Below are 12,562 nucleotides of genomic sequence, written 5' to 3'. Positions count from 1 at the left end.
TATCTTATTCCTTAACAGACTTTTCAGCTGCTGAGTCTTGCTTTTCTTTTTCCGGCTTGATTTCCTCTACATTCTCAATAGCAACTGGAACATCAACTTCTGCAGGTATGCCTTCTACTGCATTGCCAGGGATAACCGTCTGTAAACCGAGAGTAATAACTTTATCCCCTTCTTTCAAACCTGACGTAATCACAAAGTACTCTTCAAAGGATTCTTTAAATTCAACTCTTTTCACTTGTGCTTTATTATCATCAGAAATAGCAATGACATAGTGACCTGCCTGATCTTGCATGACTGCAGATTGAGTGATAACAATACGTTTTTCTTTTTTCTTTTCGCCTTCAAGCATTTTATCTTGAGCTGGGGGAACATAAGTAAGGTGCACTTTCACAAACATCCCATCTTTCAATAAGCCTTCAGGATTCGCGAAATGGGTTGTTGCTTTAATCGTTCCCGTGGATTTATTTATTCTGTTATCAAAATAAGATATTTTACCTTCATGTTCGTAAATACTTTTATCCGGTAGAGACAGCTCTGCTTTGATCCGATCAAAAATTGTTCGGCGAACATTTTTTGCCGCATATTGCCTTTGAAAACCGACGAGGCGCTGTTCTGAAACATCAAAATCAACTTCCATTGTTTTTGTAGAAATAACATTAACCAACACACCTGAACTTGGTGAAATAAGATTACCGGTATCATACCTACGTGCTCCGGGAACTCCGTCTATTGGGGATTTTATTTCACACCATTCTAAATGTAACTTTGCTTCGTCATGCTGAGCTTCAGCAAGATGAAAAGCCGCTGCTGCTGCATCTCTTTCTCCAATTGATTTATCAAAATCTTGTTTGGCAATGGCTTTTTTATCATTCAAATTTTTCATTCGCACAAAAATACTTTGAGCTAAAGTGAAACGAGCTTGTGCACTCTCTAATTCTGCTTGTGTACGTTTTAAATTAATCTCATAGGTATCTTTTTCAATTGTATACAGCAAGTCACCTTTTTTAACGGCTGTTCCCGTTTCAAAATGACGTGATTCCAATACCCCTTCTACACGCGCACGTAAATCTACTGAAGAAAATGATCTAACTCGACCCACTAGTACCGTCGTTGGTGTCACTGACATCGCGCGCGCTTCTTCATAAACAACTTTTGGTATCGGTGCTGATTTTTGTACTTTTTCTTCCGCACATGAAAATAATAATACGATTAAGCCTAATAGAATTAGTCTTCTTGATTTTGAGATATTTTCCATGGTCCTCCAAGGGCGTTATATAAAGTTATTGTTTCGCTAAGTAATAGCATTTTTAAATTGAGTACATCTTCACGAGACGCCAGTACTTCTCTTTGGTATTGAAGTAATTCTAACTGGGTAATAAGTCCATTTTCCAAACGTACTTGAGACTTTTCTTGAGCTTTTAGTAAACGTTCAAGCCTTTGCAATTCTAATAAGCGGCGTTCTTCATACTTCTGTAAATTTATAATCGCATTCTGAACTTCGCCAATGGCAGTTGAAACCGTTTTTCGGTAGACATCTTCGGCATTCTTAAGTTTGACTCGAGCTATTGCTTCTTGTGAATCAAGAGTGGGATCCAATATAGGAAAATTAATACTCGGCATTATCCCTACTACCCAGTCACTAAACAAGCCAGAGATTGAACTCGAGTCAGTTGCCCCCGTCAAAGTCACTGAAACGTCGGGTAAATGTGCCGCTCTAGCCGCTTCTTTATAATTCCATGCACTTTTTATACGGAGCTCGGCTGCTACCAAATCTGGTCGACGTTCTAATAAGTTGGCATTCAATACATCAGGTTGCTTCACAAAAGACACTGCGGTAGATAAATTTTTCGGCTTCAGTTTAAAACTTCCAGGAATCTCCCCCATCAGCGTCGCAAGTGTATTTTGTTGTAAATGACGTAAACGCTCTAAATCTTTTACATTCGCTTTGAGTCTTAAATTCTCAGCTTCCTGTGCGAGAAATAATTCATCACTTTCTAAACCACTTTCGTAACGAACTTTATAGTAAAGGTACAATTTATCTGAAATCATCAGCGCATCATTATGCAAAGTGATCAATTCATCATATTCACGCAAGCTAAAGTAAGCGACTGCTACCTGATAGACCATCTGTAAGACGACAGCATCATAATCTGCCTGAGTTGCTTGATACTCCGCTAAAGCACCTGCAGAAAGACTAGAGATCCGGCCCCAAATATCCGCCTGCCAACTTAAGGATCCACCTGCAATGGCTTCTTTATTAGTACCACTATCACGATTGACTCGGTTAAAATCTTGTGAAAGGTTTAGCTCTCCTGAAATTTGCCCTTCAGATTGAGCTAAAGACAATTCTTTCTGCGCAAGGAGCACACGATTTCGTGCTAATGTTAAATCAAAACTATCGATTGCCGCTTTTTTAATGAGGCGATCAAGCTCAGGGTCACCAAAGGCATGCCACCAATCTTCTCCAATCTCAGTTTTTTCTTTACCTTCCCCTAGCCAACGTGCTTGGACATTTTCATCCACGGGTGCATCGTCCATCTCTTCTTTATCTAAAGCATCCCAAGAACTACACGAGCTCAGAGCCAGTGCAAAAAAAATGCTGTAAAAATATTTTCTCATACAAAATCCTATTATTCCTAATAATACTTTAAAAATACGTCTTTTATTCACTTATCCCAGTTATGCACGTCCAGTTGTGTTCATAAGTAAAGAAAAATTAACTCAGAAAATACTTTCGTTTTTTAATGACTTCCGCTACCGCTTCCGGAACATCGTCTTCCCAACCTGCTTCACCATTGGCAATTTTTTTCAGAACCTTACGAGAATAAACCGGTAAAAAATCTGGGTTATAGCTGGTGATATCCTTCAGTTTTCCATGCTGCTTAATAAAATCAAAGAGCAATTGTAAACGGGGCTCGACTTTGAAAGTCTCTACGGTAATCAACTCTTTCTTATAGAGCCATGGATAAACATAAAGACATATTTGATGCTTAAACAAACGCCCCATAGCCTCGAGTATTCCACCTTCTAAATTTTGATAATACTCATAATTAAAGAGTTCTATCAAGCTAGATGCCCCCATTGCTATAGCCACTGGGCGATTGGTATTCATGCGCAAATAGTGCCCTAAACGGTAATATTCTTTATAATTTGATATTAAAACTTTGTAGCCAGAAGCCGCTAACATATCGGCTCGTGCAAGAAAATCATGTAAATCAATACTACCACAATCTTGCATCAGATTATTCATAGTGATTTCCATGATCGGAATAATCTCATCGCGATCAACTTTTATATCTTCTGAAAACTGCTCTAGCGCTGTTTCCATAATATCTATATTGACATTACAAACGGGGCGAAAACTCCCTCTTTCTACAACAACTGATTTTTTATAAAAGACCGAAGAAGGCAAGAGCACTGACTTATCCGGGCCAAACATCGCCGCATCACTCAAACCTAATTTCACGAGGTGCAATAACATTAAGCGATTGTCTACACGGCGAAATTCAATACCTTTGAATTCAACCATATCAATTTCAATGCGATCTCTACTCAGATTATCTAAAAGTGATTCTAATAAATCATCTGTTCTGTGCGCTAAATGAAATGCCGCGTGAATTAAATTCACCCCAACAATGCCCAAGGCCTCTTGCTGTAAAGAGTTGGTTTTATCTTTTAAATTAACATGGATAATAATTTGACTAAAGTCATCGCCGGGTCGTGACTGGAATTTAATCCCTAACCAACCGTGGCATTTATTTGTTCCTGAAAAATTTCGTGCTGACACGGTATCTGCAAAAGAAAAGAAGCACGTACTATCGCCACGACCATACTCGAGTCTTTTTATATTTAAATCATACTCATAATCAAGCATATCCTGCAAACGTTGTTGACCTACATAACGCTGACACTTACCATAGATAGAATCACTCACCACCATATCGTAGGCAGAAATACTTTTTGCTATTGTCCCTGCTGATGCCCCCGCCTGAAAAAACCAACGTACGACTTCTTGCCCAGCTCCAATTTCTGCAAAGGTCCCATAAATTCGATTGTCGAGATTAACTTCAAGAGCCTTTTCCATTGTACTTAAAGGTTCTGTCACATTACTCATTTGCATCTCTCCAGATATAGTTAGAACTTTTTAAATATAAAAAACAATATAACCCAATTAAACTTTCACTACATTTTATTCTTTAAAACAAGTAAAAAAACCTTTTTTTAGCACATCTTCATTTAAGCCTTCGCCTATAAATACGACGCGATTTTCATTTCCGTAATCTTTCTCAGCTTTTTCATCTTCAAATAAACGATGAACCGACTGAAAAATAGTACTACCTTCAACGCCGCTTAAGTTAACAATGCCTTTCATCCTATAGACCACATCACTCATATCAAACAAAACTGAACCGATCCACTGACGAAAGCATGCATTATTGAGTTCTCCCTCTCCACTGAGAGAAACAGAGCCCATATGACTATGCAGATGCGTTTTGATTTCACTGCTTAAATTATCAACATTGAAGCCACCTAAATTTAATAGCGCATTCAAATCCACAAGCTCACCATGATCGCATCTCTCATAAACTGCTAATGGATTAATTTCAGAAAGTTGACTCGGATCAAAGTTATCGCATTTATCTAACTTACTTAAAAGTACTTTATCCGCATAAACGATCTGGCTCAGTCCTTCTGGACTAGATAAGACATGCTCTGCATTCAGAGTATCAAATACGGTAATAATCCCATCTACGTAAAACTTTGAATTAATCAGTGGATCAAAGTAAATTAATTCAGCCACAGGTGCGGGATTCGCTAAACCTGTTGTTTCAATAACAATTTGCTCAAAGCTATCTTTCTTGGCATATAACTGGAGCAGTATTTTTGTCAGGTCTCCCTGAACAGTGCAACATAGACAACCATTATTAAGCTCAAGTATCTGATTTTCAGCTTCACAGACGAGTTCACCATCTATCCCTAACTCACCAAATTCATTGATAATAAGTGCCAGTTTTTTATCACTAGACTTAATCAGTTTATTTAACAGGCTCGTTTTACCCGCTCCTAAGAAGCCAGTAAGTATCGTAATGGGAATTTTTTTATCTTGTGTACGCATAAAAAAAGCCGGTTTAAACCGGCCACAAACTAAAGCTTTTTGTAAACATCTTCTAAAGTCAATTTTTGATCAATCATCATCACTTGAAGATGATAAAGAAGTTGAGATATTTCTAAGGCTGTATCATCATCAGTTTCAAATTTAGCCGCCATCCATACTTCAGCTGCCTCTTCAACAATTTTCTTGCCAATAAAGTGTGTTCCTTTATTGAGTTCCTTAACAGTTCCAGAATTTGGATCGCCTGCTTCAGCTTTTTTCTTAAGCTCTTCAAAGAGTCCTTCAAAAGTTTTCATTACTATTCCTCTATTAAATAAAAAACGCAACTCAAAATATGAGCTGCGTTCGAAAATTCAATGCTAAAGCAAAAGCTTAGGCAGTGATAACTGTGATAAGGTCAAGTACTTTGTTTGAGTAACCCATTTCGTTGTCGTACCAAGATACGAGTTTAACGAATGTGTCATCAAGTGCAATACCAGCTGTAGCATCAAAAATTGATGTAAGCTCACAACCACGGAAATCAGTAGCAACTACTGCATCTTCAGTGTAACCAAGAACACCAGCAAGCTCGTTTTCAGAAGCACGCTTCATCTCAGCACAGATATCTGCGTAAGAAGCACCTTTTTCGAGTTCAACCGTAAGGTCAACACAAGAAACATCAGAAGTTGGTACGCGGAAAGCCATACCAGTAAGTTTACCGTTAAGCTCAGGAAGAACTTTGCCTACTGCTTTAGCAGCACCAGTTGAGGAAGGGATGATATTCTCAAGAATACCACGACCACCACGCCAATCTTTAGCAGAAGGACCGTCAACAGTTTTTTGTGTCGCAGTTGCAGCGTGAACAGTAGTCATAAGACCACGTTTGATACCGAACTTGTCGTTGAGGACTTTAGCGATAGGAGCGAGACAGTTTGTAGTACAAGAAGCGTTAGAAACGATGTCTTGACCAGCATATTTTTCAGTGTTCACACCGTATACGAACATTGGCGTAGCATCTTTTGAAGGTGCAGAAAGAACAACTTTCTTTGCGCCAGCAGTGATGTGACCACGAGCAGTTTCGTCAGTAAGGAAGAAACCAGTAGATTCAACAACAACTTCAGCGTTGATGTCGCCCCATTTAAGATCTTCAGGGTTACGCTCAGCTGAAACGCGTACTTCTTTACCGTTTACAACTAGTTTACCGTCAACTACTTGAACATCACCGTCGAAACGACCATGTACAGAGTCATATTTAAGCATGTATGCGAGGTAGTCTACGTCAAGAAGATCGTTAATACCTACAATTTGAATATCGTCACGTTTTGCTGCTGCGCGAAAGACGTTTCTTCCAATACGTCCGAAACCATTAATACCGACTTTAATTGCCATGTGTATTATCCTTAGTTTATTTTGTTTTTGTTTAGAAATTATTTATCAGCCGCTACTATAGAGGCAAAAAATTCTTTGACTATCCTTTATGACTCAGATTAATCAACATGATGATCCATGTACTTAGAAGGGTTCTGATGTTGAGGTCTGCCTACTGGCCTGGCAGGTACCCCTACCACCGTAGTATGAGCCGGAACATCATCAAGCACCACACTTCCAGCTCCAATCTTGGCTCCATCCCCAATCTTGATATTACCTAATAATTTGGCTCCCGCACCAATCAAGACACCATGGCCTACTTTCGGATGGCGATCTCCACATTCTTTACCTGAACCGCCTAAAGTCACTTCGTGTAAAATGGAAACATCATTTCCTACTACCGCCGTTTCACCTGCGACAAAAGACGAGGCGTGATCAAGTAAAATACCTGTGCCAAATTGAGCGCCAGGGTGAATATCGACTCCAAAGGCTTCTGAATTGCGAGACTGAATATGAAAAGCTAAACTTTTTCGCCCTTGCTTCCATAAAACATGTGCCAAGCGCGAGGCTTGCAGTGCTTGAAAACCTTTATAGTATAAGAGCGGAATTACATAACAATTACACGCAGGGTCACGATCACAAATCACCTTAAGGTCAATCTCTGCCGCACCTGCTAAAAATTCATCCGCTTCATATAAGTCTGTGAAAATTTGCTCAAGATCAAGCGCCGTTAAATGTTTTTCACCTAAGCGTTCGGCTAAACGTACCGTAATAATTCCCGCTAAATTCGACTTCGATAAAATGGCTTCATCTACGAGCTTGGCTAAGCGCGGCTCATTGCTTTTCATCTTCTCTGCCTGAAGTAGAATTTGCTGCCAAAATTCACTATTCATCATATACTCCTGAAATTTAATCAAGGCAAACTTATGCCCATATTTCTAGAATCAAACTTAAAACATTATTTAGTTCTCAACTTAACCCAAATCAGACCCACATATTCATAAATTGATTTACGACTCAACTCCAGGGCTTCTGCGCTCGGCATCGGCACAAACCAAGCGCCACCATAAGATTCATAATTTGCGGGGCAGGCAAAAACATTTAAGCCATGGCTTTTAAATAAAGTCATCGCTCGTGGTGTATGAGTGGCATCTGTAACAAGCAACATTTTTTGGTCGCCGCAAACTTCTTTCGCAAACAAAGCTTCTTCATTGGTGTCTCTAGGTTCGATTGAAAAAATTATATTTTCGGGATCTACGCCTAATTCCGCAGCAGCCTGACTCATAATCTCACCATGCGCTTCTTTGCCATTAATGCCAAAACCAAAAAAAATGAATTTAGCTTGAGGATTCAATTGAGCTTGCCTCAATCCTTCCATTAAGCGCGACCTCGCGGTACGGCTCAATTTTATTGTATTTGGCCAAGTCGACTCAGAACTATGCCCTGAACCCAAGACTGCAATGAATTCCGCGTCATCATGATCCGAACTTGGCGCATACTGCATTTCAAGCGGTCTTGCAATGAGATGACTGATAGGAGGGAAACTTAACAGCAGTAAAAAAACTGAACTCAACAAAGCAATTTTGTAAGCTTTATCCTTCTGGCCTTTCTTCTTCCAGAGATAAAAAGAAACCCCAAGGGCTATGATAAATAACACGAGGGGGTTAATAAAAAAAATGACAGCTTTTTTTATAAAAAACACTAAGACTCTAAAGCTGTGACTTTACCAATTCTACGACCGTGACGACCACCTTCGAAATCAGTTTCCATCCACACTTTGATAAATGACATCAATTCATCTTCACTGAATTGAGCCGCACCTAAACAAAGTACATTTGATCCATGATGCTGACGAGTCATACGCGCAGTCTCTTCAGAATAGACGAGTGCACCTAAAACGCCATTGAGTTTATTCGCTAGCATACTCATACCAATACCATTATTACAAACTAAAATAGCACGATCAGCTTCACCATCAGAAACAGTTTTCGCTGCAGGAATACCAAAATCTGGGTAGTCACAACTATCTAAATTTGAACAACCAAAACTCTTAATTTCATGCCCCTGAGATTCTAAGTAATCTTTAAGTTTTTCATTGAATTCAAAACCTGCATGATCCGACGCAATAGATATTTTCACTACATTCTCCAATAGAATTAATTAAACTTAAAACATTCTTGACTCATCTATCTAAAAAGCAAATTCTTTAAGCAAAGAACTAAGAGATTTGTGTCATAAACTAAGGGGTGACAAATAAGTCATCCATATACAATGAAAACTGATTTTACTTACAATAGCTCATTACAAGCTAGTATTTTTAAATTGATTTCGCCGCTAAATCAACAAAAATCCAAATACATTAACGATAATGTTTTGCTGGCTTAGGTTTTGGAACCCTTTCATGCCCAAAATTAAACACCCACATAATATGTATCGCGTGGTCACTCACACTGGGACCTTCTCGCTCCTGTTCATAGCGCCATAGATAGCCAAATTCAACTTTAGATCGTTCACCAATTGGATGGGATAAGCCGGCAAAGAAGCGCGTCTGTTCAAAACCTTCAACAGGCCCCTCTCCTTTGTCATCTAAATTAAAACGAATAGCTCCGGACCCTACATAATGCCAATCTGTCTCAGCCATTGGATAAGAGAAATGACTCAAAAAACGTGCTCTCGGAATAACTCCCCCCACATCATCAAGAAAACGCTCTTCCATACGAAATTGATGAGCTCCTTTGAGTTTGCCCAAGTCCCAGTGATAGGTTAATTCCTGCCAAAGGTCTTGCTCATCACCATCATGATTTTTGATGATATATTTGTAACCCAAGGACACTGTCCATACGTCATCAATTCGATAATGCACTCCTGGCTTTAGAACTTGCTGAGTATATTCGTTAATACCACCACCTAGTCTCAACTCAGATTGCATAGAAACTGACCAAGTATCATCTATATTGTAATTAAACTGAACAGGATTCCAGGACTGAAGATCTTCCTTTGCAGATAGACTTAATAAAGAAAAAACCCAGCACAAGGCAAAGCTAATGATACGAAAATGATAATTGTATTTAAAACGCTCCACAAATCCACTCTGCTATAATTTGAAATTCAAAACAATACACTTCCTCAAGCATAAGATTTTACTATAAGCTAGTAAAATAAACGAATCAAGTTGATCCCCAAGGACAACTCCCCATAATATCCTCTCCAAGTACCTGTATATCAAAAATCAACTCCCTGCCCTCTTTTAATTTTATAATAAGTAAATAAAAAATGGCGTCCCCAATCATAAGAAATAGCGGAACAAATACTCTTTGACTTAAATCAGTCCTTCAACATAAGGCTGTACAAGACTAGTTAAATCCTGATGAACCATTTCCATACTTTGTGAGGCATCAAGTTTCCTCATCTCTTTGCGTTGTTCGCAAAGCTGACTATACATGGCACGTGTCCGGTGAAAGAAATCAATTTGTTCCAACTCAAAACGATCTAAGGCGCCACGGCCTCGAGCACGCTCTAAGCCCAACTCAGGATCCAAGTCCATGAAAATTGTCAGTCCTGGATTGATATCCGCTAAACAAATATCGTGAATGGGCTTTATTAAATCTAAACCCAGTTCACGACCTCCACCCTGATAAGCCCAGGTTGAATAAAAGAAACGATCGCACACAAGCCATTCACCTCTTTCTAAGGCTGGCCTAATAACATTCTCGACCAATTGCACTCGAGCGGCGTACATAATCAAAAGTTCTGTTCTAGGATCAACTTTTTCTTCTAAGGAAGCGGATTTTACCACCGTGCGCAAATCTTCTGCCATTGGCGTGCCTCCTGGCTCTCTTGCCAAGACTACTTTTTGCCCTTGTTTTTCCAAAATTTCTTTAATCAATTTGATGGCGGTGCTTTTACCTGCACCTTCACTTCCTTCGATGACGATAAAACGTGAACAATCCATTATTTGACAATCTCCTTCACATATAAAGCAAATTCATACTGGCGAACTTTTTTATACTCTGAACCCATTTTGTTTTCCATTTTACCATATTCAACGGGATCCGAAAACACCGCGGAGCTTGGAATAACATTTGCGACTAAGTTGGCTAATTCATCATGTAAATCACAAGCACTTGAACGCCTATACCAATAGGACGCGTTAGGCATATCTCCTTCAACTCGATGCATCACACAATGCAGATAACTCGCATCAAGTTCTGCAATATTACTGATAATCTCATGGCCTTCATCTAAACAATCCCAGGCTAAATAAAAGGCCGATTCCAACATACCTTTCTTTGCTCCTTTCAAATTCTTCAAGAGGCTAGATTTTGACATCACTTCTTTTGCTTTTTGAACTAAATCAGCTTTTGCAGGTTTTAAAGCTAATCTTTTACTGAAGGGTGCCTTCTCAAACGTTTCTATTAAAGCAGGATCTTGACTATCTTTCATAAATTTATTTAATGTCTCAATCATAATTAATCCTTTTTTGATGAGAGCCAATCCATAATCGCCATCATTAGACCAGAGAATACAAAGGTGATATGCATCGCAATTTTATAGCGAACTTCTTCAGGGTCTAAAGCTCCTTCGCGCATGAAAACTTTTAATAACTCAATTGATGAAATTGCCACAATTGAACCAATCAGTTTTATTTTCAACTGTCCAAAACCCACTTTCCCCATCCAGCCGGGTTTATCTTCATCTACCACTACATCAATTTTAGAAACAAAACTTTCATAGGCACTGAATATGATAATCACCAAAAGATTCGCAATCAATGATATATCAATCAGAGTCAATACCGAAATAATTAAATCGGGCTTTGTGATACTACCTACAATGGTAACCAGGTGACAGACTTCTTTTGCAAATTTAAAAAGCAATAAGGCCAAGCCAACGACTAAACCGATATAAAATGGCGCCAAAAGCCAACGACTGGCAAAAAGAAATCTTTCAAAGGCGTGCTCAACTTTTTTTAACATGGTACTTTCCTATTGATATTTTTTATTTTCGCTTAAATTAGCGGAGCTTTAATTTTGAACAATCACAAAAAACTTTTTCTTTATGTCAAATATACATGATAAGCAAGACTCATACAGGGCCTGGTACCTGCGCCTCAGGCAATGCGCCTCCCAAACACTCCAAGTTTACACACTCGAGTGTCCGACTATCAGCATTTCTCCCGATCTTTCCAAAACTCTCGGAAAGTGGATACACTCAAAAAATGAAATCTGCTTAGCAGAAGACATATTTATTCACTTCCCTTGGTCGCAGGTGATTTTAATTTTCAAACATGAATTAGCCCACATGATTGCCGATTTAGTTTATGATGGACAAAATGAAAGCGCTCATGGTGAGTCTTTCCAACGCGTCTGTACTGAACTAAATATCTCCGCTGAAGCAAGTATGCGAAGTCCGCAAAAACAATCGTCTCTAAATGATAAAATCAATAAGCTTCTTGCTCTATCAAAATCCAGTAACTCTCATGAAGCTCAAACTGCCGCTAGTAAAGCTCAAGAACTCACCGACAAATACAATTTAACTCCCCATAAGCATGAATTCTCTTTTCGCTCGATTGGTTCAGGTTTTAAACGCTGCCCACTCTGGCATAGTCAAATTATCAACATTTGCTCGCGTTATTTTTATGTAAAAGCTTTGAAGAATTATTCATCTCTTGAAAAACTCTATTTTTTCGAAATCTATGGTGAAGTACAAAATCTTGATACGGCTGAATATATCTATAATTTCCTTTACCACCAAGGCCAAGAATTATGGTTCCAAAATAAACAAGCCGGTCAGCGCAGAGAATCTTTTTTGCTAGGACTCTATGAAGGATTCCAGGAACGCTTCAAAGCCAATAAAAACGCAAGTGAAAATTCACTCATCCACCTACGTAATCCTGCCTTACAGTCTTTTTTTGATAAACTAAATCCTCGTACTCGCCCTGTCTCCTATCGCTACAAAGCAGACCAAAGCTTATATCAGAAAGGAAAACTCATCGGCCAACAACTCAATGCTCCTAAAGCATTAAAGATTAAAAAAGCCCAAAAACGACTTAATTAATTCAATTATTAGTCCATTTAATATGTCACATCACAAAATTTAATT

14 protein-coding genes are annotated in these 12,562 nt (G+C 38.8%); 1 reads left to right on the top strand and 13 read right to left on the bottom strand.

Annotated features, from left to right (window positions below):
* Positions 1-4: 4 nt before the first annotated feature.
* The 13 genes from PQO03_RS14720 to PQO03_RS14660 form a co-directional block, all read right to left on the bottom strand.
* Entirely contained in the window at positions 5-1,255 is a 1,251-nt protein-coding gene (locus PQO03_RS14720) for an efflux RND transporter periplasmic adaptor subunit (protein ID WP_274153950.1), read from the bottom strand.
* Positions 1,225-2,619, bottom strand: coding sequence for an efflux transporter outer membrane subunit (locus PQO03_RS14715; protein ID WP_274153949.1), 1,395 nt, complete (start codon positions 2,617-2,619; stop codon positions 1,225-1,227). Before PQO03_RS14715 ends, PQO03_RS14720 begins: the two co-directional genes overlap by 31 nt.
* A 97-nt stretch (positions 2,620-2,716) precedes the next feature.
* Positions 2,717-4,114: a TonB-dependent receptor gene (locus PQO03_RS14710; RefSeq protein WP_274153948.1), complete on the bottom strand. Its 1,398-nt coding sequence runs from the start codon at positions 4,112-4,114 to the stop codon at positions 2,717-2,719.
* A 75-nt stretch (positions 4,115-4,189) separates the two neighbouring features.
* Positions 4,190-5,116 carry a CobW family GTP-binding protein gene (locus PQO03_RS14705; protein ID WP_274153947.1) on the bottom strand — a complete coding sequence of 309 codons (927 nt, stop codon included), beginning with the start codon at positions 5,114-5,116 and terminating at the stop codon, positions 4,190-4,192.
* Between the two features lie 29 nt (positions 5,117-5,145).
* Positions 5,146-5,409 (bottom strand): phosphoribosyl-ATP diphosphatase, encoded by a 264-nt coding sequence (locus PQO03_RS14700; RefSeq protein WP_274153946.1) that lies wholly within the window; start codon positions 5,407-5,409, stop codon positions 5,146-5,148.
* 76 nt (positions 5,410-5,485) lie between these two features.
* A complete protein-coding gene (gene gap, locus PQO03_RS14695; protein WP_274153945.1) occupies positions 5,486-6,481 on the bottom strand; it encodes a type I glyceraldehyde-3-phosphate dehydrogenase in 996 nt (331 codons plus the stop codon).
* Between the two features lie 98 nt (positions 6,482-6,579).
* Positions 6,580-7,353, bottom strand: coding sequence for a serine O-acetyltransferase (gene cysE / locus PQO03_RS14690; RefSeq protein ID WP_274153944.1), 774 nt, complete (start codon positions 7,351-7,353; stop codon positions 6,580-6,582).
* A gap of 65 nt (positions 7,354-7,418) precedes the next feature.
* Complete coding sequence (locus PQO03_RS14685; RefSeq protein WP_274153943.1) at positions 7,419-8,162, bottom strand: YdcF family protein; 744 nt, start codon at positions 8,160-8,162, stop codon at positions 7,419-7,421.
* Positions 8,162-8,599, bottom strand: coding sequence for an RpiB/LacA/LacB family sugar-phosphate isomerase (locus tag PQO03_RS14680; protein ID WP_274153942.1), 438 nt, complete (start codon positions 8,597-8,599; stop codon positions 8,162-8,164). Before PQO03_RS14680 ends, PQO03_RS14685 begins: the two co-directional genes overlap by 1 nt.
* Positions 8,600-8,819: 220 nt before the next feature.
* Positions 8,820-9,542: a DUF2490 domain-containing protein gene (locus PQO03_RS14675; RefSeq protein WP_274153941.1), complete on the bottom strand. Its 723-nt coding sequence runs from the start codon at positions 9,540-9,542 to the stop codon at positions 8,820-8,822.
* A gap of 237 nt (positions 9,543-9,779) precedes the next feature.
* Positions 9,780-10,412 carry a dTMP kinase gene (tmk, locus tag PQO03_RS14670; RefSeq protein WP_274153940.1) on the bottom strand — a complete coding sequence of 211 codons (633 nt, stop codon included), beginning with the start codon at positions 10,410-10,412 and terminating at the stop codon, positions 9,780-9,782.
* Complete coding sequence (locus tag PQO03_RS14665) at positions 10,412-10,927, bottom strand: hypothetical protein (RefSeq protein WP_274153939.1); 516 nt, start codon at positions 10,925-10,927, stop codon at positions 10,412-10,414. Before PQO03_RS14665 ends, tmk begins: the two co-directional genes overlap by 1 nt.
* Before the next feature lie 2 nt (positions 10,928-10,929).
* Complete coding sequence (locus PQO03_RS14660) at positions 10,930-11,436, bottom strand: TIGR00645 family protein (RefSeq protein ID WP_274153938.1); 507 nt, start codon at positions 11,434-11,436, stop codon at positions 10,930-10,932.
* Positions 11,437-11,518: 82 nt separating this feature from the next.
* On the opposite strand from PQO03_RS14660, the gene PQO03_RS14655 reads away from it, so the two are divergent.
* Positions 11,519-12,517 carry a DUF2786 domain-containing protein gene (locus PQO03_RS14655; protein WP_274153937.1) on the top strand — a complete coding sequence of 333 codons (999 nt, stop codon included), beginning with the start codon at positions 11,519-11,521 and terminating at the stop codon, positions 12,515-12,517.
* Positions 12,518-12,562: the final 45 nt, after the last annotated feature.

The organism is Lentisphaera profundi, assembly GCF_028728065.1.
Taxonomy (GTDB): Bacteria; Verrucomicrobiota; Lentisphaeria; order Lentisphaerales; family Lentisphaeraceae; genus Lentisphaera; species Lentisphaera profundi.
This window is presented reverse-complemented; position numbering and strand designations above follow the sequence as displayed.

What these genes read in the sequence shown, in the direction of transcription:
- PQO03_RS14720 (WP_274153950.1), bottom strand. Translation starts at nt 1,255, where the DNA reads ATGGAAAATATCTCAAAATCAAGAAGACTAATTCTATTAGGCTTAATC.
- PQO03_RS14715 (WP_274153949.1), bottom strand. Translation starts at nt 2,619, where the DNA reads ATGAGAAAATATTTTTACAGCATTTTTTTTGCACTGGCTCTGAGCTCG.
- PQO03_RS14710 (WP_274153948.1), bottom strand. Translation starts at nt 4,114, where the DNA reads ATGAGTAATGTGACAGAACCTTTAAGTACAATGGAAAAGGCTCTTGAA.
- PQO03_RS14705 (WP_274153947.1), bottom strand. Translation starts at nt 5,116, where the DNA reads ATGCGTACACAAGATAAAAAAATTCCCATTACGATACTTACTGGCTTC.
- PQO03_RS14700 (WP_274153946.1), bottom strand. Translation starts at nt 5,409, where the DNA reads ATGAAAACTTTTGAAGGACTCTTTGAAGAGCTTAAGAAAAAAGCTGAA.
- gap (WP_274153945.1), bottom strand. Translation starts at nt 6,481, where the DNA reads ATGGCAATTAAAGTCGGTATTAATGGTTTCGGACGTATTGGAAGAAAC.
- cysE (WP_274153944.1), bottom strand. Translation starts at nt 7,353, where the DNA reads ATGAATAGTGAATTTTGGCAGCAAATTCTACTTCAGGCAGAGAAGATG.
- tmk (WP_274153940.1), bottom strand. Translation starts at nt 10,412, where the DNA reads ATGGATTGTTCACGTTTTATCGTCATCGAAGGAAGTGAAGGTGCAGGT.
- PQO03_RS14665 (WP_274153939.1), bottom strand. Translation starts at nt 10,927, where the DNA reads ATGATTGAGACATTAAATAAATTTATGAAAGATAGTCAAGATCCTGCT.
- PQO03_RS14660 (WP_274153938.1), bottom strand. Translation starts at nt 11,436, where the DNA reads ATGTTAAAAAAAGTTGAGCACGCCTTTGAAAGATTTCTTTTTGCCAGT.
- PQO03_RS14655 (WP_274153937.1), top strand. Translation starts at nt 11,519, where the DNA reads ATGTCAAATATACATGATAAGCAAGACTCATACAGGGCCTGGTACCTG.